Raw genomic sequence first — 21,924 nt, 5'->3', positions numbered from 1 at the left:
ATCAGGGCCGCGCGATCACCCCGCCGGTCATCGGAAATGGCACGCCGGTGGTGGTGGGATAGCTCAGCGGCAGGCCCTTCATGCCGCGGACGGCCAGAAAGCCGAAGGCCTGCGCCTCGATCGCGTCGGCCGACCAGCCCAGCGCATCCGCCGACTCGACGCTCGCCGGCGCGAGGCGCTGGCGCAGCATCCGCATCATGGTGTGGTTGCGGGCGCCGCCGCCGCACACGATCCAGCTCGCCGGCGGCTTCGGCAGCAACGGCACGATGCTGGCAATGGCGGCGGCCGTGAACGCCGTCAGCGTGGCTGCGCCGTCCGCCGGGCTGATATCGCCAAGCTTCAACGCTGCGAAGTCGTTGCGGTCGAGCGATTTCGGCGGCGGCAGCGCGAAGAATGGCAGCGCCAGCGCGCCCGCGATCCACGCCTCGTCCGGCGTGCCCTGCTCCGCCACGCGGCCATCCTGATCGAACGCCTGGCCCGTCGTGCGGTGCATGAAGTCGTCGAGCAGCGCATTGCCCGGGCCGGTGTCGCAGGCGATCAGCACGTCCTCGCCGTCGATATAAGTGATGTTGGAGACGCCGCCGATATTGACCACCGCGACCGGCCCCGGCCGCGACAGCGACTGCGCCAGCGCACGGTGATAGACCGGCACGAACGGCGCGCCCTGCCCGCCGAAATCGACGTCGGCGGCGCGAAAATCATGCATCACGGGGATGTGGACCGATTTGGCGAGCCCGGCGGCGTCGCCGATCTGCACCGTCAGGCGTCGCTCCGGCCGGTGCAGCACGGTCTGGCCGTGGAAGCCGACGATGTCGATATCCTCGGGCTTGAGCCGGTGCTGCGCCAGGAACGCCGCGATCGCCTCGGCGTGCGCCAATGTCACGGCCATTTCGGCGTCGCGAACCCGCCCGGGGCGCGCCTCGCGCCGATCGATCTGGACGGCATCCGCGAGCGCCTCGCGCAGCAGACTGCGCTCAGCGGGGCTGTAAGGCCGATAGCCGGACGGACCGAGGCTCTTGATCTGCCGCCCGTCGGTCTCGATCAAGGCCAGATCCACCCCGTCCAGCGAGGTGCCACTCATGAGGCCAAGTGCGGTCAGAATCATTGCAGTCGAACCTGAAAATCCCGGCCTCGCCTGGAAGTACGGCTGATTTGAGGTCCCGCCGTCGTCTTGCACATGACCTTGTACAAGCCCGGCGCGTCCTATAATGCCACAACGCCCGGACCGGCGGCAGCCACCCTCCCGCAGCCGGCCGCGACATCAGGCCAATACCGTAAACAAAAGCTCAGAGCAGCCCGACCATGACTGGCTTCAAGTCTGATTTCCTGAACGTGCTGCAAAGCCGCGGATTCATTCATCAGTGTTCGGATTTCGAGGGACTGGATACGCTCGCCGCCAAGGGCCAGGCGACGGCCTATGTCGGCTATGACTGCACCGCACGCTCGCTGCACATCGGCAACTTCCTGACCATGATGATGCTGTACTGGCTGCAGCAGACCGGCAACAAGCCGATCACCCTGATGGGCGGCGGCACCACCATGGTCGGCGATCCCTCCGGCAAGGACGAGACGCGCGCGATGCGCACGGTCGACGAGATCGAAGCCAACAAGGCCTCGATCCGCGGCGTGTTCGCCAAAGTGCTGCGTTATGGCGATGCGGCGACCGACGCCATCATGCTCGACAATGCCGAATGGCTGACCAAGCTGAACTGGATCGAGATGCTGCGCGACATCGGCCGGCACTTTTCGGTCAACCGCATGCTGACGATGGACTCCGTGCGGCTGCGCCTCGAGCGCGAGCAGGAGATGAGCTTCATCGAGTTCAACTACATGGTCTGCCAGGCCTACGACTTCGTCGAGCTGGCGCGGCGCACGGGTTGCCGGCTGCAGATGGGCGGCTCCGACCAGTGGGGCAACATCGTCAACGGCGTCGAGCTCGGCCGCCGCATGGGCACCGAGCAGCTGTTCGCGCTGACCACGCCGCTCTTGACCACCGCCTCCGGCGCCAAGATGGGCAAGACCGCGCAGGGCGCGATCTGGCTCAACGCCGACCAGTGCAGCCCGTATGATTTCTGGCAGTACTGGCGCAACACCGAGGACGCCGACGTCGTCAAGTTCCTCAAGCTGTTCACCACCCTGCCGCTGTCCGAGATCGAGAAGCTCGGCGCGCTGCAGGGAGCCGAGATCAACGAGGCCAAGAAGGCGCTGGCCGATGCGGCGACCACCTTGCTGCACGGCGAAGAGGCTGCGCGCACCGCGGCCGAGACTGCCCGCCGCACCTTCGAGGAAGGCGCCATCGCCGAGAACCTGCCGACGGTCGAGGTCGCCAAAAGTGAGCTCGACGCAGGCCTCGGCGTGCTCAACGCCTTCGTCAAGGCCGGCCTCGTCGCTTCCAACGGCGAGGCTCGCCGCCAGATCAAGGGCGGCGGCCTGCGCGTCAACGACGTCGCGGTCACCGACGAGAAGATGGCGCTGACAAGGGCGGAGCTGACCAGCGAGGGCGTGATCAAGCTGTCGCTCGGCAAGAAGCGCCACGTGCTGGTCAAGCCTGCATAGCCGCATTCGCTTTTGCCTGCTTGTCAGGGCGCGCCGAACGGCGCTCCCTGACAGCCATGACGATCAGCGCGCCGCCAGAGCCTGCGCAAGTCGAGGAGACGCCGATCCCGCCGCCTCAGGCGGGGCGGACGGCATTCGTCGTGCTGGGCCTTTGCTTCGCGCTGTCCGTGCTCGGCCGCGGGCTTGGCGAGAGCTTCACCGTCTTCCTCAAGCCGATCTCCGACAACTTTGGCTGGGATCGCTCCGAGGTGGTCTCGATCTATTCGATGACCGCCTTGGCCGGCGGCCTCGCCGCGCCTGTCATCGGCCGGCTGTTCGACCACTCCGGACCACGCGCCGTGTTTGCGCTTGGCCTGCTGCTGCTGGGGTCAGCCTTCACAGCGGCCGCGCAGGCGAAGGCGCTGTGGCAGTTCCAGCTCAGTATCGGGCTGTGCGTGGGCATCGGCATCGCGCTGATCGGCAACGTCCCGAACTCGATTCTGCTCGGCCGCTGGTTCGGCGCCAAGCTGTCGACCGCCATGGCGGTGATCTATTCCGCCACCGGCGCCGGCGTGCTGCTGCTGTTGCCGGGCTCGCAGCTCCTGATCGACGCCATCGGCTGGCGCAGCGCCTATCAGACGTTCGGCGCCGCCGCCTTCATCCTGCTGGTGCCGTTGGCGCTGCTGCCGTGGCGACTGTTCGCCGCCGGTGCGCCGCACGTGACGAAACCGCTGGCCGACGAACTCGCCGACGATGCCTGGACGTTGTCACGGGCGCTGCGTCACCACGCCTTCTGGGCGCTGTTCTCGACCTTCTTCTTCACCGCCGTCGGCATGTACGCGATCGCGCCGCAAGTCGTCGCCTATCTGATCGATGCCGGCTTCGCGCCGCTGCAGGCTGCCACCGCCTGGGGCTTCTCCGGCGTCGTGCTGCTGTTCGGCATGCTCGGGGTCTCCGCGCTCGACGGGCTGATCGGGCGCAGGCCGTCGGTGCTGTTCTCCTACGCGGTATCGATCGCGGGCATCCTGATGCTGTGGGCGCTGCAAGTCTGGCCCAACATCTTTCTCCTCACCGGCTTCGTCGTCTGCTTCGGCAGCATGATCGGCTCGCGCGGCCCGCTGTTGTCCGCCACCGCGATGAAGATCTTCCGCGGCAAGCGGCTCGGCACCATCTACGGCACCATCACCATCGGCAGCGGGCTCGGCTCGGCGCTGGGGTCATGGAGCGGCGGCGTCATTCACGACCTGACGCACGGCTATGATGCCGTCATTCTGCTGGCGCTCGTCAGCGTCATCATCGGCATGATCCCGTTCCTTGTGGTTCCTGCCCTGCGCAGGTAGCCGCGCGCCGATCGCCGGCCTGAAGATGCCCGTCCACATAGTGGACGGCGCCGACTAATCACGTATTCATGATTAGTAAGCAGCTTGGTGGTAGTTGTCCTGACAACAAGAACAATGAGGACGCCGTGACCCTGCTCAGCCACATGAAGTTCCGCACCAAGCTTGCAAGCATGGTGATCCTGGCCATCGCGACGGTGATCGCGATCGTCGCCGTCGCCGGTTGGCTCAGCCGCGCGCGCATGCTGGAAGACCGCATCACCCAGATGCACACGGCGGTCGACCTCGTCTATGGGCTCGCAGAAACGCTGCAAACCGAGGTTGCGGCAGGAAAGATGACGGTCGAGGAAGCCAAGAACAAGTTCCGCTACCTGGCGCGGCGGATGACGTTCAACAACGGCCAGGGCTATCCGATTGCCTATAACGCGCCGGATTCGGCGCTGCTTCTGAACGCGGCGAATGAAAAGCTGGAAGGCAAGATCCTCGGCACCAAGGACGCCAACGGCGTTCTGATCGCCGATGCGCAGATCAAGGCCGCGCAGCAGAAGCCCGAAGGCAGCACGACTTCGTATCTCTATCCACGGCCTGGCCAGACCGAGCCGCTGCGCAAAGTCGTCTTCGTCCGCGCTTTCACGCCATGGAACATCGTCATGAGCTATGGGCTCTATGTCGACGACATCGAGGCGGACGTCTACGCACTGCTGATGCGGCTCGCCGGGATCGGTGCGGCGCTGCTGGTGCTGCTCGGCGTCCTGTCGTTCCTGATCTCGCACAACGTGGTCGGCGGTCTGCATCGGCTGAAGGACCGCATGCAGGACGTCGCCGGCGGGCGGCTCGAGCAGCCGGTGGCCGAGACCGAGCGCCGGGACGAGATCGGCCGCATGGCCGAGACGTTGGAGGTGCTGCGCAAGACCGCGATGACCGCGCGCACGCTCGAGCAGGACCAGGCGGCGTCCAAGCAGCGCAGCGAAGCCGAAAAGCGCGAGGCGCTGATCGCCATGGCCGATCGTTTCGATGCCTCTGTCGGTCAACTCGTAGCGCTGATGGCCTCCGGCGCCGGAGAGCTCGAAGCCACCGCGAAATCGATGACCGGCACGGCCGAGAGCACCAATGCGCGCGCCACCGCCGTGAGCTCCGCCGCGACGGAGGCGAGTTCGCGCGTGCAGACCGTGGCCACCGCTGCGGAAGAATTGACCTCCTCGATCACCGAGATCAGCCGTCAGGTCGCCCAGTCCGCCGAGGTCACCGGCCGGGCCGTCGAGAGCGCGCGCCATACCGACGGGATCGTCCGCGCCCTGGCTGACGGCGCCAAGCAGATCGAGCACGTCGCCGAACTGATCTCCAGCATCGCAGGCCAGACCAACCTGCTGGCGCTCAACGCGACGATCGAGGCGGCGCGGGCCGGCGAAGCCGGGCGCGGCTTCGCGGTGGTCGCCGCCGAAGTGAAGAGCCTCGCCAGCCAGACCGCGCAGGCGACGCAGGAGATCGGTGACCGCATTGCCCAGATCCAGAACGCGACGCGCGAAGCGGTCGGCGCGCTCGACGGCATCACCCTGACCATCGAGGAAGTCTCCGCGATTGCCGCGACGATCGGGTCCGCCATCGAGGAGCAGGGAACGGCCACCGCCGAGATCGCGCGCAACGTCACCCAGACGGCACAGGCCACGCGCGACGTCACCGCCAATATCGGCGGCGTCTCGACTGCGGCCCATGAGACCGGCAGCGCCGCAGGCCACGTCCTGATCGCCGCCGGCAACCTTTCCAAGCAGGCCGAACAATTGTCGCGCGAAGTGAACACGTTCCTGGCAGGTGTCAGAGCGGCCTGATGAGTTTGATCTGCTCGAGCCGTGTCGCGCGAACGATCCCTCTCCGTCACGCATTCCCGCCAGACGAACAAAGCAGATCGCCGCGAGATGCAGCGATCTGCTCGACGATGATGCTTGATCCCCGGAGAGACGGCCTCGCCGCGGGGCAGTTCAGCCCGCCCCACGGCCCCCGCCAGCGGGCTTTACGCGCCGGCGTCACTCATATTCGTGACCGACATAGTCGTCGTCCCAATTGTCGCGCCACCCCGGCGGCAGATCGCTCTCCTCCCAATGATAGTCGGTCCACTGGGGCAAGTCGCCGTACAGCGGCAGTTCGCGGTAATGGTCCTGCCAATAGGTATTGATCTGGAAGGTCAGGACAGGGAGATCGATCCGCGGCGCATAGGCGGGAACGTAGACGCGCCGTGTCTCGTAGGTGAACTGAATGTGGGCGCCCGACGCCCAGCCGCGAAGTCCGGAAGCACTGACGTCACACCACCTGTAGCCTCTGAGGCAGCCGTGAATCGTCAGCGACGACCCTGCTCCGAGGACACCGACCGCGGGGAATCGCACGTTTGGTCCGGATCGAACGTTCAGGTTGACCCCGGCGTAGCCTTCATGTTCGGCGGCGCCGGCCTCATGACTCAGGCCCACGACGATCAGCACTGCGGCCATCTGAAAGAGAAGCTTGGCTTTCACGTAACAACTCCTTGTCGATCATCCGCCCATCGCTGCGGGCGAATGTCGAATTCGTAACGTCGGTGACATCCGGACGCCGCCACAGGTCCGATGACGTGGCATCCGATGGGGCCGGAACGCGGCCCGCTATGTGTCTCACCAGAATTCGTCCGATGAGACGCGAGCCTATTGCCGTCGCAGGCTTACGGCAGACTGACCAATGAGGTCGGCGCGCTGCTTTACGATCTGTCTGTCGAAGTCGTGATGCACATCTGGCGGATGGCCGCATGCATGCGGCCGGCTCGAGCGCGCGGCGATCACCGCGCCTCCGGCTGGAACCTCATTCAAAGCTTGAGATCATCGCAACAACAGCAGCGTGCGGCGGTTTTCCGCCCACCGCTCGAGGCGCGCCGGAATCCGGGCGCGCCGTGCAGGCGTCAATTGTTCGGCGGCAGCTCGGCCGGCGGGTATTGCTGCTTGCCGGTGTTGAAGTCCATGATCTTGCGCGTCACGCCCGGCAGCATGGCCGAGATCGGGTTGATGCGTACCACCGGCTGGCTCGGCGTGCCGACGACCTCGTAGGTCACGCCGAACAGGCCTTCGTTGCTGCCGCCCAGGAACAGGCCGACGATCGGGATCTGGTTGAACATGTTGTTCAGCCCGTACAGCGGCACGATCGTGCCGGACGCGCGGACCTGGTTGACGTTGTAGTCGATGCTGCCTTCGATGGTCAGGCCGAGCGTCGGTCCCTTGACGACGCCGTCGCGGATCGAGAGCAGCCCGTTCTGCCGCGTGAACTCCGCGCGCAGCATCGTGAAGGCGATGCCTTGCGAGGCGCCCTGCGCAGCGCCCGAGGCCGCGCGATCGAGAGCCTGCTCGCCTCTGACCGTGAAGTTGCGGACGATCGCGAGACCTTCCTTGGGGCTGGTGTCGGCCGTCGGCGGCTCCATCGCGAGCTCGAGCTCGCCGCCGGCCATCTTCGAATAGGTGTCGGCGAAGCGCAGCAAAGCGCCGGCGTCATTGGTCACGAGATAGATCACCTCGCGGCCCTGGCGGCGCGCGCGCGGATCGGCGCTGGGGGCCTCGCGGCCGACGCGGATGTCGGCGGTGACCGGCGTATCGCGGCCGACCTTGCCGGTCAGGTTGAAGCTCTTGAAGGCGCCGCCGCGCCGCGACAGCTTGACGTCGACGCTGCGCAGCGCCTCGCCGTTGAAGCCGGCGACCGCGCCGAGCTTGACCTCGGCGTCGAAGTCGAGATTGGAGCGCGCCTTGTTCTTGTCGGCATCCTTGTTGGTGCCGGAGATCGCCGTCTTCAGGAAGCCGCGGCCGTCGAACACGTCGCCGCGCATCGACAGCTTCAGCACGCCGTCCTGGCCGCGCTCGGCCTTGAGCTGCGTCTTGTCGCCTTCGGACGGCGAATAGGTCGGGAAGTTCGCATTCATCAGGTCGCCGTTCTGGTCGACCTCGAGCGAGCCCTTGATCGCCACGCCGCCGCCTTCGATGTTGATGTCCTCGAAGCGCGTCGATTGCTGCTTCGCCACGACGTTGAAGGTGGCCTTGCCCGCCTTGCCCGGATTCTTCACCCAGCCCGGCAGCAGGTTGTCGAGCTTGAGCTGGGTCAGGTCGGCCTCGACGCCGAGGCGGCTGTCGCGATCGGGCGAGCCCGCGATCTTGCCGTTCAGCTTCAGCGGCACGTTGCCGCTGATGGCGGTGCCCAGATCCATGCCGAGCCGCGCGCGGCTCGCGTCATCGAGGATCGCCTGCATCTTGATGTCGGCGTCACCCTCGCTCGGCTTGCGATAGTCGAGCGTCGCCGGCTGGCCGTTGATCTTGACGTCGCCCTTGACCTGGTAGCCTTGGGTGTTGGCCACGATCTTGAGTGTGTTGGCCTCGAGCTTCTGGTTCATCACCAGCCTGTCGGCCGCGAAGCCGTTGAGATCCGCCGTGACCGTGTAGTTGGTGTCGGCCTTGGTCAGCTCGCCCTTGACCGGCATCGCCAGATTGACGTTCGCCTGGAACGTGCCCTTGGTCTGCGCGGGGTCGATCGGAATCGAGGACATGTCGCTCAGCCGATCGGAGGCGAGGATCTCGGCCGCGGCCGCAACCGGGCCGTCGACGCGCATGCGCACCTTGGACGGCGACGGCTTCGGCGCCATGTCCGGCACCTCGAACACGACGTCGGAGACGTTGAGCTTGCGTCCCGCGGGCGTGTCGGCGACGCCCTGCCCGACGGTCACCGTCGCGGTACGTCCCGTGACATGCGCCTTCATGTCGGCATCGCGCACCGCCGGCAGGCCGTCGACGGGGCGGACCGTCACATTGGTCGCGACGACGTTGACGTCGAGGCCGTCGTCCGGAATCGGCGGGCCCTTGCGCGGCAGGTTGCGGGTCGGCGAATTGACCGCGATGTCGATGCGCTGGACGTTGCCGCGCTCGATGCGCTCGATCATCCAGGCCCGCACCTCCGGCACGATCAGCGCTGGCCACAGCCGCTTCATCGCGAGCGCCGGCATCGGCGTCGCGGCGAAGCCGAGCTTGAGCCTGGGCTCGCCGGCATAGTCGATGCTGCCGGTGCCGGCGACGCCGATCTCGCCGTTGGAGACCTCGGCCTGCGTCAGCAGCACCCGCTTGCCTTCGGTGTCGAAGCGGACGTTGATCGAGATCCGGTTGAAGATCAGCGGCTGGTCGTTGGCAACAGCGCCGAGCAGGATGGTGCCGCCGCTGAGGTTCAGCCGCCAGTCGTTGACCGCGTCGTTCGGCGGCTCGAGATTGGCGTTCAGCGTGACGCGGTTGGCGCCCGAGACGACCTTGAAGGGAGCGACCAGCACGCGGCGGCCGGCATCCCATTCCATGTTCAGCTCGGCGGAATCGATCGCCATCGGATAGTCGGGCGTATCGGTGTCGATGATGTTGCCGGCGCCGATGTTGATCTTGCCGCGCAGATAGGTCGGCAGGCCGTCGCGGGCGAGCTCGCCCTTGATGTCACCCGTCAGCGGCAGATCCGCCATATAGGTGAGATCCTTCAGCCGCAGCGCGAGCAGGATGTTGCTGGTCGATACCTTGTCGGCCTTGACCTCGATCGAGCGCACGCCGTTCGCCTGCGGCCCGACCAGAACGCGCAGCGACCACGGCTTGGCGCCCTCCTCGCCCAGGCTCAGCGCGACACCGCCGCCCGACGGCCGGCGCAGGCTGAGGCTGATGTTCTCGAACGTCCATTTGTTGCCGCGCTGTTGATCGTCGACGGTCAGCACGCCGTTCTTGAGGCCGATCTCGTTCAGGTTCTGGCCGTCGAGCCCGGTCAGGCTGAGGCTGTCGAGCCAGTCGAGCCCCGCGAGCAGGCCGGACTGGGCCATCGTGGGCGCAGCGGCCGGCGCCGCCGGAGTCGCCGGCGCAGCCTGCGGCCCGCCGGCCTGGGGCGCACCGGGCGTCGGCGCAGACGCCTGACCCGGCCGAGGGAAGGTCGGCGGCAGACCGGCATCGCGCTTTGAGGCAACGCCGGTGGCCAGCGGCTTGGCGGTCTCGCCGGTCGATACCGTGACGGTGCCGTCGGGCGTGATCCGGATGGCGAGCTCGGCATCGACCAGCTTGAGGCTCTCGGCGCGCAATTGCCCCATCAGCAGTGCGGCGCCCGACAGCCGCACCTCGGCCTTGGGCGCGCTGGCGACGATGGCGTGATCCTGGTCGCGCACGACGATGTCGCGGATGCGGACCGCAATCCGGATTCGGCCGGCGCGCTCGATCTGCGTGCCGCCGACCTCGACCGTGTTGCCGTGCCCGATATTGTCCTCGATCGCCGCCGCAAGCCACGGCGTGGCCAGATCGAGGCTGATCGGACCGGCACCGAGCCGCAACCACAACCCGCCGAAGCCGACCGCGAGGATCAGCAGCAGCACGAAGCCGGAAACCGCGATTCGCCGCAACCACCGCCGGCCGGGCCGGCGCCGGCCGAGTGCGTCGAGCTGGCCGGGAGCGGCCGGCTCGGCAGGGGCGCGCGACAGCAGCCGATGCGCGCGTTGTCCGCTCGACTCGTCATGCTCGGCAGCGTCTTCGTATTGATCGGCCAAATCCTGATCGGCCAGGTGCTGATCGGCGACGTCCCAGTCGGCCTCATCCCACTGTTGGCCCTGGGTGTCCGCTTGCAGATGGGGCCGGTGGGGTGATGATTGTCTTGCCATTGCCTCTCGGTGCTGGCCCCTGGTGTCCGATGCTGTGGAGACAATCTGGCCCCAGCCAGATTGGTCGCCGATGTGGCCCCGACCGTTCACGGAGTGCGTCCGCTGCTCGCCCGCATTGGCCGCGTCCTCCGTCGATCCCGCCGCGCTTCAGCGGGCGCTCCGTAAGCCGCCCGCTTCGATCATGCCCGCGACCCGGGCCAGACGAAGCGCTCGATCCACGTCACTATACCCTGCCGTCGTCTGGTTTGCCCACCCGCTCGTACCGGTCGACCGGCGCCACGCCGGACGGGATCGAAATTTGTGGCCGGGACGCATGATCCGGAGACGGTACGAGAGTCGTCATGGCTTTGGTACTCACGCATGCTGGTACCCGTGATTTCCCGAGCGCCGCAAGAGGCATCGCCCCCACACGCCGAAGCACGGATGCAAGATCGATCCCGGGACACCGGACAAGAACCGAGATAGTTTCAGTTTTGAGCCGCCGAAAGCGACGAAAGGAAGGCGTATGTCAAAGGAATCACGGAAGAAATCCTCCAATCCGGCAACGCACGGACAATCCGCCGGGAACCGGGCGGCCGCGGCGGCCAAGAAGGCGGTGAAAAAGACCGCCAAGCCCACAAAGACCAAGCCCACAACGACCAAGCCCGCAACGACCAAGCCGGCCAAGAAGACCACCACCAAGGCTGCAAAGGCCGTGACCAGCAAGGCTGCGCCCCCCAAGACCGCGGCAAAGGCCAAGCCTGTGAAGCCGGCCGCACCGGCTGCCGCTCCCACGGGGCTTGTCGAAGGCGCCAAGGCTCCCGCCTTCAAGCTGCCGCGCGACGGCGGCGGAACCGTTTCGCTGGCCGACCATGCCGGCCAGAAGCTGGTGCTGTTCTTCTATCCCAAGGCCAACACGCCCGGTTGCACCAAGGAGGCGATCGACTTCACGCGCCTGTCGAAAGACTTCGCGGCCGCCGGCACCGCGGTGCTCGGCGTGTCGGCCGATTCGGTGAAGGCGCAGGACAATTTCCGCGACAAGCACGACCTTGCCGTCCCCCTGATCTCCGACGAGACCCACGAGATGCTGGAGGCCTATGGCGCCTGGGGCGAGAAGTCGCTCTATGGCCGCAAGTTTCTCGGCATCATCAGGAGCACGGTGCTGATCGGCGCCGACGGCCGCGTTGCCAAAGTCTGGCGCAACGTCAAGGTCGACGGCCACGCCGATGCAGTGCTGGCCGCAGCCAAGGCGCTGTAGGAATCCCTGTAGGACTGCGAGGCATGGTGTTGGGGGAAAATTAACCATGCAGGGGTCAAATCCCTCCCGTAAATGACGCCGCTGGACACGACGATCTCCGGCCGGCGCGGGAGTGTCGATGTCGCATCGTTCCGGCCAGTACGCCGAATATCCCCAACACCATCCTCATGACCGCGGGCGCGCCGTACAGCAGCGGCGCACGCCCGCCCCTCATCCCGCCCCTGCGCCGGCCGCCTCGCAGAGCGACTACACGCTCGTGCATGCCGGCAAGCAGGTGCGCATCGGCCCTGTGGTGTTCTGGATCGTGGTCGGCACCGTCAGCCTGCTCGGCATCTGGTCGGCGGCGACCGCCACCTATTTCGCGTTCCGCGACGACGTGCTGACACGGCTGATCGCGCGCCAGGCCGAGATGCAATACGCTTACGAGGATCGCATCTCCGAGCTGCGCGCCAAGGTCGACCGCGCCACCAGCCGGCAGCTGCTCGACCAGGAGCAGTTCGACCAGAAGCTCGACCAGATCCTCAAGCGCCAGACCGCGCTGGAAGGCCGCGCCACCGCGCTCGGCAGCATGCCCGACATCACCGGCTCGATCCGCACGCCGGCGCGTGGCCCGGCGATCGAACCCTCGGCCGCGCCGTCGACGCCGAAGCCGTCGCCGATCAGCGATACCGTGACCTTCACCGCGCCGCCGGACCGCGAGGCGCGGCTCGAATCGCGCAGTCCCGTGCTGGCCAATGTGCAGCCGAGCCAATCCACCAAACTCGCGGGCGTCGACAACGTGCTGACGCGGCTGACGCGCTCGCTCGACCAGGTCGAGGCGCGCCAGGTCGCGATGCTGGCCTCGGCCGAAGAGACGCTGGAATCCAAGCTGCGCCGGATGCGCGGCGTGATCACCGATCTCGGCCTCGACATGGGCCAGCTCGAAGCGGCCGCACCGAAGGGCGGCATGGGCGGCCCGTTCGTGCCGGTCAAGCTCAGCGCCGAGTCCGGCCCGTTCGAGCGCCAGCTCTATCGCATCAGCATCACCCGCGCGCAGGTCGACAAGATGAACCGCACGCTGTCGCTGGTGCCCTATCGCAAGCCCGTCATCGGTGAGGTCGAGTTCACCTCGGGCTTCGGCGTGCGCTCCGATCCGTTCCTCGGCCGCCCGGCGATGCACACCGGCCTCGACTTCCGCGCCGCGACCGGCGATCCAGTGCGCGTCACCGCCAATGGCAAGGTCGTCAACGCCGGCTGGGCCGGTGGCTATGGCCGCATGGTCGAGGTCGATCATGGCAATGGCCTCTCCACCCGCTACGGCCATCTCTCCGAGATCAACGTCAAGATCGGCCAGCAGGTGAAGATCGGCGACATCGTCGGCGAAGTCGGCTCCACCGGCCGTTCGACCGGCCCGCATCTGCACTACGAAACCCGCATCGACGGCGAAGCCGTCGACCCGCAGAAGTTCTTGCGCGCGGGTGTGCGGTTGAGCGCGGGTTAGAAATCTCATCCAGACGCGCGGCTGATGCGCAACGGCGTTGCGCGATCGCAATTGGTGCTGGTCCCCGGGGCATGCTAAGCATGCTGCGGGGATTTCAGGGCCGTGCATCGCATTTCAGCGCATAGCAAACATCTGACGGGCGTCATCGCCTGTGCGATGGCCTATGTGCTCGCAGTGCAGGTCACGCTTGCGGTGAGCTTGAACGCCTGGCTGCCGCCGAGCTTTGCATTTGCATTCGGTGAGATCTGCCACGAACAGATCGACCGCGATTCTGGCCTGGCCGACCGCACCGACACGGAAGCGCCGGCGACGGTATCGGCGGCCCATTGCCCGCTCTGCGTCACACCCGCTTTCGCCTTGCTAATGCCGCCGGACGCGCCAGCAGGCACGCTACGGCGCTTCCTCGGCATTGCCTACGAACCGATCGCACCGCACCGGATTGCGATCGCCGAGGTCGACGCCGCCCACCGGGCGCGCGCACCGCCTCTGCGCACCTGAGCGGCTTTCGCCGCCCTTTCAAGATCCATCGCTGTGCCACATGCCGCCTCCGCTCTCGCGGAGCCGCAGCTTGATGGCACGCGCATCTCGGTCTCATCAGCCGGGCGCCGCTGGCGCGCGCCTGGCTCCCGGTCTCATGCGCAGAGATCTGCGCAGCATCCTTTCAGAGTTCGTCATGTCGAACGTCCTTTCAGGCTCAAAGCCGCCCACCGCCTCCGCACCTCCGCGGCCGATATCGTCCGCGCTGCTCGCAGCGACAGCCTTGTTATGCTCCGCAGCAGGACCCGCCCTCGCCCGCCCCGCAGCGTCGTTGCCGACAGTCACCGTCGACCCCGCGCGTCCGCGCAATGCGAAGCCGCGGCCTGCCGTGAACCATCAGCCTCACGAGGCTCACGCACCCGCAACGCGTTCCGCTGAGCCGGCCGCGCGCAAAGATACAGCGCCGGCCACCGCAAGCCGTACGCTGCCGGCGCAGGCTGCCTTCGATCGCGGTCTCGACTCGAGCGATTCGGCAGGCCTCGTCACCGATCTGCCGGGCGGCGCAGCCTGGGGCGCCGGCGGCGTTTCCAGCCTGCCCGCGATCAACGGCATGGGCGCCGACCGGCTCCAGGTCGCGATCAACTCGATGCTGATCTCGCCGGCCTGCCCGAACGAGATGAATCCGCCGCTGTCGTTCGTCAATCCGGCAATGATCGCGAAGATGCGCGCCTATCTCGGCATCGGCCCGGTCTCGGTCGGAGGCGACTACATCGGCAGCCGCATCGATGTCACCACGGCCCCGCCCACCTTCGCGGCGACCGACGGCTGGATCGCCAGTACCCGGATCTCCAGCTTCTTCCGCAGCAACGGCAACGCCTATGGCGTCGATGCGACGGCCACCGCCGCCAACCGCGACACCAGCGTCACCTACACCGGCGGCTGGGTCCGTTCCCGCAACTACAAGGCCGGCGACGGCACCACCGTGAAGTCGACGCTGTACGAGACGCAGAACCACGCCATCAGCATCTCCAAGCGCAGCTTCGGCAACCTGTTCACGTTCCAGGTCGGCGGCCAGTTCATCCCCTACCAGGGCTATGTGAACCAGTACATGGACATGGTCTACAACCGCGGCCTGTTCGCCAACGGCCGCTACGAAGGCACGTTCGACTGGGGCATGCTCGAGGCGTCCGCCTTCGTGCATCAGATCCGGCACACGATGGGCTTCATCGCGCCCGACAAGGTCGCCTCGATGCCGATGGACACCAAGGGCCTGGACGGTGGCTACGCGATCAAGGCGACGCTGCCGGTGTCGGGCCAGGACCTCCTGCGCGTCGGCAACGAGCTTGCGCTCAACCGGCTCGACGACTGGTGGAGCCCGGTTGCAGGGTCGATGATGATGGGGCCGAACAGCTTCATCAACATCAACGGCGGACAGCGCGACCGCATCGGCACCTTCGTCGAATGGGAGCGGCACTGGGATCGGCAGTGGACGTCGATCGTCGGCCTGCGCAACGACATCGTGCGGATGAACACCGGCAACGTCTCGGGCTACAACGCGATGATGTACGGCGCCGACGCCGCGGCGTTCAACGCTGCCGATCATGCCCGGACCGACGTGCACCTCGATGGCTCCGCGCTCGTCCGCTACGAGCCCGACGCGATCAGCCAGTTCGAGCTCGGCTTCGCCCGCAAGACGCGCTCACCGAACCTCTATGAGCGCTACGCCTGGTCGACCAATGCGATGGCGATGCAGATGATCGGCTGGTTCGGCGACGGCAACGGCTATGTCGGCAATCTCGACCTCAAGCCGGAGAAGGCGCACACCGTCAGCTTCACCGCCGGCTGGCACGATCCGGCGCAGAAGCTGTGGGACGTCAAGGTGACGCCCTATGCCAGCTACGTGCGGGACTACATCGACGTCGACCGCTGCAAAACGGCGAGCTGCCTCGCCAGCAACCCCGCCAACCTGACGACCAATACCGGCTTCGTCTATCTGCAGTTCGCCAACCACGACGCCACGCTGGCCGGCGTCAATGTCGAAGGGCGCCTCACGGTGTGGGACGACCTGACCTACGGCCACGGCCAGATCCGTGGCCTGATCAGCTACGTCAGGGGCTACCGCACCGACGGCGTCGACCTCTACCACATGATGCCGGTCAACGCGAAGCTCGCGCTCGATCATCATCTCGGCGGCTGGACCAACTCGGTCGAGCTGCAGCTCGTCGGCTCCAAGAATGTCGTGAGCCAGGTCCGCAACGAGCTGACCACGGCGTCCTACGCTCTGGTCAACCTGCGCACCGGCTATCAGTGGCAGCACGTGCGGCTCGATCTCGGCGTCGACAACCTGTTCAACCGGACCTATGACCTGCCGCTCGGCGGCGCCGATCTGGTCGACTATCAAGTGGTGTCGATGATGGGCTCATCCGCAGCCTACGGCTACTCCGTCAAGGGTCCTGGTCGTTCACTGAATGCGCGGCTCAGCGTGAGCTTCTGACGACGGGCCGGCCCGCGGCGCGCAAGCCGTGGGCCGGCATGTCTCAGGAGGTTTCGAGCGCATCCAGAAACCGCGACAGATCCGCCCAGAGCTCGCCGGGCTCCTCCAGCCCGATGCTCAGCCGCACCAAGCCTTCCGCTGCATTCCATGGCCGCACCGTGCGGTCGGCCGTGACATCCATCGGCGCGATCAGGCTGTGGGTGCCGCCCCAGGAGGCGCCGATCGCGAACATCCTGAGATGACCGAGCGCAGAATAGACCCGTGTTGCAAACTCCGGCTTGATGACGAGGCTGAACACGGTGCTCGCAGCCTTGAAGTCACGCACGAACACCTCGTGGCCGGGACAGGACGGCAGCGCCGGATGCAGCACGCGCGCGATGGCCGGCGCGGCTTGCAGCCGCTCGGCGAACTCCAGCGCGACGCGCCCGGAATGCGCCATGCGCACGCCCATGGTCTCGATGCCGCGCAGCGCCAGCGCCGCCTCGTCGGGCGACACGCCGATCCCGAGTACGCCCAGCACATCCTTGAGCGCCTTGCGCAAGCTGAGATCCCTGACCGTGATCGAGCCGAGCAGCAGGTCGGAATGGCCGCCGACATATTTGGTCAGCGCCTCCACCGCGAAATCGACGCCATGCGCCAGCGGCTTGAACAGCAGCGGGCTCGCCCAGGTGTTGTCGCAGCCGGTGAGCACGCCCGCAGCCTTCGCGGCCCGCGCGATCGCCGGCACATCCTGCACCTCCATCGTGCCCGAGCCCGGCGATTCCAGCCAGACCAGCTTCGTGCCGGCATCGATGAGATCGCTGATGCCGCCCCCGATCAGCGGGTCGTAGACCTCATGCGCGATACCGCGCGAGGCGAGATAGGTCGCGCAGAGATGGCGCACCGGCGGATAGACGTGATCCGGGATCAGCACCTTGTCACCCGGCTTGAGCACGGCAAGCATCGTGATCGCGACCGCAGCCTGCCCACTCGGAACCAGCACGGTGCGCTCGCCGCCGTGCAATGCCGTGATCTGCGCCTCCAGCGTCCGGGTCGTCGGCGTGCCATGCAGGCCATAGGTGTAGCCATCCAGGCCGCGCGCGGCGCGCCGCGCAAAATCCTGCGGATCGTCATAGACGATCGTCGAGGCGCGATGGGTCGGAACGGCCAGCGACTTGAAGCCGTCCTGGGATACGGCAGGATGCTGAACGCAGCGGGTGAGATCGTGCATGGAAACCTCGTGAGACAATGCCGGCGACGATCGTAGCGCAATCGCGCGCGCAGCGCGCTGACAACGTCTCGACGCTCGGCCGATGCCAGCCTCCTGCTCACGTCGCCGCTGTCAGCGCCTGCGCCACGCGATGCAGCGCCTCGTCGAGCTCGGGCAACGGCAGCACGCCGAAGCCGAGACGAAAGACCCGCGATTCGTCGCCGAACCACGATCCCGGCGCAACGCGTGTTTCACGCGCAGCCAGCCCGCGATGAAAGCGCTCCACGTCCCCGTCGTCGAACATCTCACGCCGCAGCCTGATGCAGCACAGCGCGCCGGCATCCGGCCTGATCCATTCGATCAGCCTGGCATGATCGGCAACGAACGCGGCGGCCCGCGCCAGGCCCGCGGCGAGATGACGGCGCCGGTCGCGCATGATCGTGTCCAGCCGGCGCAGGATGAGCAGCGCAATCGCTTCATCGACGACAGAGTTCGAGATCGTCGTGTTGAACTTGCCGAGCGCGAGCTGCGCGCGCAGCGCCTCGTCGCGCGTGATCATCCATCCGGTGCGGATGCCCGGCGCACCATGGCATTTCGAGAACGACGCGCAGCTGATAATGCGGCGATCCTGCGCAACGACGCTCGGACGCGGCTCCGCCTCGCCATGCACCGCCTCGCGATAGGTCTCATCCACCAGCAGGAAAGCCTCGGGACAGATCTCGTCCATCGCCGCGAGCACCTCGCGCAGCTCGCGATGGGACATCGCCACGCCGGACGGATTCTGCGGCGAGGCCAGGCTGACCAGCCGCGTGCGCGCCGTCAGCAGCGATCGCAGGCGGTCGATGTCGAAACGATAGCCGTCGTCGAAATGGAGCGACCAATCGACAACGCGCAGGCCCACCGACGCAAGCACGTTGCGCGCATTGGGAAACGCCGGCCGTCCGATCACGGCCTCCGCACCGGGCTCACCGAGAACGAAGGCGAGCAGGAACAGCGCCTGCATGCTGCCGATGGTGGTGATGACATCGTCGGCGCCGACCCCGTGTCGCGCGGCGATCAGCCCTCGCAACTCGGCGTGGCCCTCGGTCGGACCGTAGCTCAACGCGAGATCCTTCAGATGACTGCTGAGCCCTTCCGCGAGCAGCGCGCCGAGCCTGAGATCCGGGCCGATGCTCTCGGCGAGATCGTAACGCGCCGGCTGCGAGGTCAGGCTGATGATGTCGTTGTGCGGGAAACGGCCGGGCACGTAAGGCATGGATGAGCTCCGAATGATGCGCTCAAGCTACCGCTCGGAGGACCGGGGATGACAGATACAAACGACCCCGATTGTCACCGGTACAGATTTGCGATTGGATGATCTGTATGGACCAGCGCACCTCCTCCTCCCCGCCGCTCTACGAAGACCTTGCAGCCCGCGTCACGGCCCTTGTCGATGCCGGTGTGCTGCGTCCGGGCATGCGCGCGCCCTCGGTACGCGCCTTCGCGTCCCAGCATCAGGTCAGCCTGACGACGGCGGTGCAGGCCTATCGCCTGCTGGAGGATCGCGGCGTGCTGGAGGCCCGGCCGAAATCCGGCTTCTACGTCACGCAGCGGAGCCACCGGCAGCGCGCGCTGCCGACCGCGTCGCAGCCGCCGCAACGGGCCAGGCCGGTCGCCGTATCAAGTCCCGTGTTCAGCGTGCTCTCCTACGCCGGCGACCCGTCCTACGCGCCGCTCGGCTGCGCCCTCCCGAGCGCAAGTCTGCTCGCGGCCGAGCGGCTGGACCGCCACCTCGCCCGCTGTGCCCGCGTCCATGGCCGCCACTACAACATCTACGCCGATCCGCATGGCGATGCCGAGCTGCGCGGCCAGATCTCCGAGCGTGCCCTGCGGCTCGGGCACGCGGTGCCGCCCGATGGCGTGCTCATCACCAATGGCTGCACCGAGGCGCTGAACATCGCGCTCGGCGTCACAACGAAGCCGGGCGACACGGTCGCGATCGAATCCCCGACCTATTTCGGCCTGCTGCAGGTGCTCGAGGCCCGCGGCCTGCGCGCGCTCGAGCTGCCGACGGATCCTGCCAGCGGCGTCGACGTCGCCGCGCTCGACAAAGCGCTCGGCACACGTCGCGTCGCCGCCTGCCTTTTCGCCTCGAGCTTCAACAATCCGCTGGGCACGCGCACCGACGATGCGAGGAAGGCTGCGATCATCCGCGTGCTCACGCGCCACGGCGTGCCGCTGATCGAGGACGACATCTACGGCGACATCAGTTTCGGCGACGACCGGCCGCGCCCGTTCGCCGCGATCGGACCGAACGCCGACATCATCCTGTGCAGCTCGTTCTCGAAGACCATCGCGCCGGGTTATCGCATCGGCTGGCTCGCCGCCAACCGCCGTCACGATGAAATTCTCGCGGCAAAATTCGCGCTGTCGCTGAGCGGCGCGGCCTTGCCGCAAAAGGCGATGGCCGACTTTCTCAAGTCCGGCGGCTACGACGCCCATCTGCGCCGCATCCGCAAGGCGTTCGCCGACAACGTCGACCGCATGCGCCGCGTGGTCGACCGCAGCTTCCCAACGGACACACGGATGACCGACCCCAAGGGCGGCTTCGTGCTGTGGCTGGAGCTGCCGGAGCAGTTCAACTCCGACGCACTCTATGTCAGCGCCATCCGCGAGCGCATCTGCTTCGTGCCCGGCGGTCTGTTCACGGCGACATCAGGCTATCGCAACTGCCTGCGACTGAGCTGCAGCCATGATTGGGACGCGCGGATCGAGCGCAGCGTCGCCCGTCTCGGCGAGCTGGCACACGAGCTACTTACGTAGGTGTCCAGGACGGTCTTTGGGTGGCTCTGGCAATGCCCTATCGCTTGGCCGGCAGCACGAACACCTGGCCGGGATAGATCAGATCCGGCCGGCGGATCTGCTCACGGTTGGCGCGGTAGATGACCGCATAGCGCGTGCCTTCGCCGAGGAGACGGCGGCTGATGTGCCACAGGCTGTCGCCGCGCGACACGGTGATCGTCCTGGCGCCGCTGCGCGCGGGTGACGCGGCAACGTCCTTGAGGTCGGCCGGCGATGCCGATGCGAGCTGCGTGCGCGCGCCGGGAGCACCGCCGCTTCCCTGCCCCTGGGCCGCGGCGGCAGGCAGCGCGGCCGTGGTCAGCGCGTCCGGCACGTTCAACGGCACCTCCGCGCGCGCCTGAACGGCGCCGCTCTTGGCATCGACCTCGTCGAACCGCAGCCGGTCCTTGCCGGCCCAGGCGGCATCCTTGATGGTCGTCGCGACGCGGCCATCCGCAGCGGCCGTCGCCGTGCTGACGAGGCGGTCGTTGAGATAGATCCGCACGGTCGCCCCGGGCCGGGCACGGCCGCTGACGCGCAGATGGCCGTTCGGCTCGAAGTCGACCGCGTCGACCGCAACCGCCAGCGGCGCCGAGGCGGCCGGCTTCGACAGCACGCGCGTCGGCTGGTCCGGCGCGATCACCGCGACCGTCGCCGGCCGCTTGCTAGCCTCGACCACCACCGCCACGCTCTGCTTGGACGACATCTCGCGGCCATCCGACTGCTTGGCCCGCAAGGTCAGATCGAACGTCCCGGCGGGCAGCGGCGGCGGCACCATCGAGAATTGACCCGAGCGATCGGCGACCACCCGCGCATGCGGCTCGCCATTGCGCAACAACTCGACGGTCGCGCCTGGCGCGGCACGACCCGCAACGACGGTGTCGCCCGTTGGCTCCACGCTGACCACATCGAACGACGGCCCGTCGCTCTCCGCCGCCGGCGGCGCCACCGGCGCCAGCAGCGCAGCCAGCCCGCTCGCCTGCTGTTGCGCTGACGCCAGCGCGGCCGCGGTCTGGCTCGCGCCGCCTTTGTCCGCCGTACGCGGCTCGGCCACGCTGGCGTGCTGCGGAGCAGCGGGCGCACCGGCTGTCGGAGAGCTCGGCACGACCGCGGCATCCTGGCTCGCAGACGTCCCGTCACGCTTGAAGATCGAGAAATCGAGACCGAAGCCGTGCGCGACCGCGATGGCTACGCCTGCGATCGCGAGCGCCGCAACAGCGCCGCCCCCCCAGATCAATCGTCCGCCTTTTCCGATGCTCATGCGGTGATCCGTCCCTGTGCGAGCGCGGAGACGACGGCTCCGTCAGCGGGAATCTTCCTTTGCTCATAACATCATGCGGGGCGGAATGCCATTGCTCGGCTGCCTGGATCATCCATCGAGCCGCCCAACCTCCTCGAGTGTGACTTCGGCGCGTCGGGCAACGCGCAGGCGTCGGGCACCGCGCAGGATCTGCCGGTGAGGCCGTGGAGCCCAATCAGGCCTCATACGACGACACGCCGGGGGCTTCCGGATTTCGGAAGAGATCGACGCGCACACCAAACTTTTCTCTTTCGCTTTTCCAGAATTCATGTATGATCCGCCCATCCTGCCTCGTTGCGAGGGGCGTACGCGTCGTCACGGACGTTGGGGCGGGATGCGGTGGACGCGGTGGCGGTGCATGACGGGCATCGTTGCGCGGACGGCGAAGTCGCGTGGT

14 protein-coding genes are annotated in these 21,924 nt (G+C 67.2%); 8 read left to right on the top strand and 6 right to left on the bottom strand.

Annotated features, from left to right (window positions below; genetic code table 11):
* Position 1 precedes the first annotated feature (1 nt).
* On the bottom strand, positions 2–1,105 hold the full coding sequence (locus NLR35_RS21065) for an anhydro-N-acetylmuramic acid kinase (RefSeq protein WP_257168438.1): 1,104 nt from the start codon (positions 1,103–1,105) through the stop codon (positions 2–4).
* 197 nt (positions 1,106–1,302) lie between these two features.
* Here NLR35_RS21065 and tyrS point away from each other — a divergent pair, with 197 nt between their 5' ends.
* From tyrS to NLR35_RS21050, 3 genes are all read left to right on the top strand, one after another.
* Complete coding sequence (tyrS, locus tag NLR35_RS21060; RefSeq protein WP_257168437.1) at positions 1,303–2,556, top strand: tyrosine--tRNA ligase; 1,254 nt, start codon at positions 1,303–1,305, stop codon at positions 2,554–2,556.
* A 56-nt stretch (positions 2,557–2,612) separates the two neighbouring features.
* Positions 2,613–3,875 carry an MFS transporter gene (locus tag NLR35_RS21055; protein WP_257168436.1) on the top strand — a complete coding sequence of 421 codons (1,263 nt, stop codon included), beginning with the start codon at positions 2,613–2,615 and terminating at the stop codon, positions 3,873–3,875.
* Positions 3,876–4,000: 125 nt separating this feature from the next.
* Positions 4,001–5,698, top strand: a complete 1,698-nt coding sequence (locus tag NLR35_RS21050; RefSeq protein WP_257168435.1) for a methyl-accepting chemotaxis protein — start codon at positions 4,001–4,003, stop codon at positions 5,696–5,698.
* Between the two features lie 195 nt (positions 5,699–5,893).
* Here NLR35_RS21050 and NLR35_RS21045 read toward each other — a convergent pair whose 3' ends face one another.
* Complete coding sequence (locus NLR35_RS21045) at positions 5,894–6,376, bottom strand: SH3 domain-containing protein (protein WP_257168434.1); 483 nt, start codon at positions 6,374–6,376, stop codon at positions 5,894–5,896.
* Positions 6,377–6,792: 416 nt separating this feature from the next.
* On the bottom strand, positions 6,793–10,530 hold the full coding sequence (locus NLR35_RS21040; protein WP_257168433.1) for a DUF3971 domain-containing protein: 3,738 nt from the start codon (positions 10,528–10,530) through the stop codon (positions 6,793–6,795).
* Between the two features lie 505 nt (positions 10,531–11,035).
* Between NLR35_RS21040 and NLR35_RS21035 the strand changes: the two genes are divergently transcribed.
* The 4 genes from NLR35_RS21035 to NLR35_RS21020 all read left to right on the top strand — a co-directional run bounded on the left by NLR35_RS21035 (position 11,036) and on the right by NLR35_RS21020 (position 16,218).
* Complete coding sequence (locus tag NLR35_RS21035) at positions 11,036–11,767, top strand: peroxiredoxin (protein WP_257168432.1); 732 nt, start codon at positions 11,036–11,038, stop codon at positions 11,765–11,767.
* A 118-nt stretch (positions 11,768–11,885) separates the two neighbouring features.
* Complete coding sequence (locus tag NLR35_RS21030; RefSeq protein WP_257168431.1) at positions 11,886–13,247, top strand: peptidoglycan DD-metalloendopeptidase family protein; 1,362 nt, start codon at positions 11,886–11,888, stop codon at positions 13,245–13,247.
* Between the two features lie 156 nt (positions 13,248–13,403).
* On the top strand, positions 13,404–13,745 hold the full coding sequence (locus tag NLR35_RS21025; protein WP_257168430.1) for a hypothetical protein: 342 nt from the start codon (positions 13,404–13,406) through the stop codon (positions 13,743–13,745).
* Between the two features lie 175 nt (positions 13,746–13,920).
* Positions 13,921–16,218, top strand: a complete 2,298-nt coding sequence (locus NLR35_RS21020; protein ID WP_257168429.1) for a TonB-dependent receptor — start codon at positions 13,921–13,923, stop codon at positions 16,216–16,218.
* Positions 16,219–16,261: 43 nt separating this feature from the next.
* On the opposite strand, the gene metC is transcribed toward NLR35_RS21020, so the two are convergent.
* Together metC and NLR35_RS21010 are read right to left on the bottom strand one after the other, a co-directional pair.
* Entirely contained in the window at positions 16,262–17,428 is a 1,167-nt protein-coding gene (gene metC, locus NLR35_RS21015; RefSeq protein ID WP_257168428.1) for a cystathionine beta-lyase, read from the bottom strand.
* Between the two features lie 97 nt (positions 17,429–17,525).
* The gene (locus NLR35_RS21010) at positions 17,526–18,662 is read right to left on the bottom strand and encodes a pyridoxal phosphate-dependent aminotransferase (protein ID WP_257168427.1); all 1,137 of its coding nucleotides are present in this window, start codon (positions 18,660–18,662) and stop codon (positions 17,526–17,528) included.
* A 107-nt stretch (positions 18,663–18,769) separates the two neighbouring features.
* Here NLR35_RS21010 and NLR35_RS21005 point away from each other — a divergent pair, with 107 nt between their 5' ends.
* Positions 18,770–20,209, top strand: a complete 1,440-nt coding sequence (locus tag NLR35_RS21005) for a PLP-dependent aminotransferase family protein (RefSeq protein WP_257168426.1) — start codon at positions 18,770–18,772, stop codon at positions 20,207–20,209.
* Positions 20,210–20,246: 37 nt separating this feature from the next.
* On the opposite strand, the gene NLR35_RS21000 is transcribed toward NLR35_RS21005, so the two are convergent.
* Positions 20,247–21,488, bottom strand: coding sequence for a LysM peptidoglycan-binding domain-containing protein (locus NLR35_RS21000; RefSeq protein ID WP_257168425.1), 1,242 nt, complete (start codon positions 21,486–21,488; stop codon positions 20,247–20,249).
* Between the last annotated feature and the right edge of the window lie 436 nt (positions 21,489–21,924).

It is taken from the genome of Bradyrhizobium sp. SRS-191 (assembly GCF_024586915.1).
Taxonomy (GTDB): Bacteria; Pseudomonadota; Alphaproteobacteria; order Rhizobiales; family Xanthobacteraceae; genus Bradyrhizobium.
The sequence above is the reverse complement of the archived record's forward strand: the minus strand, read 5'-3'. Positions and strand labels throughout refer to the sequence as shown.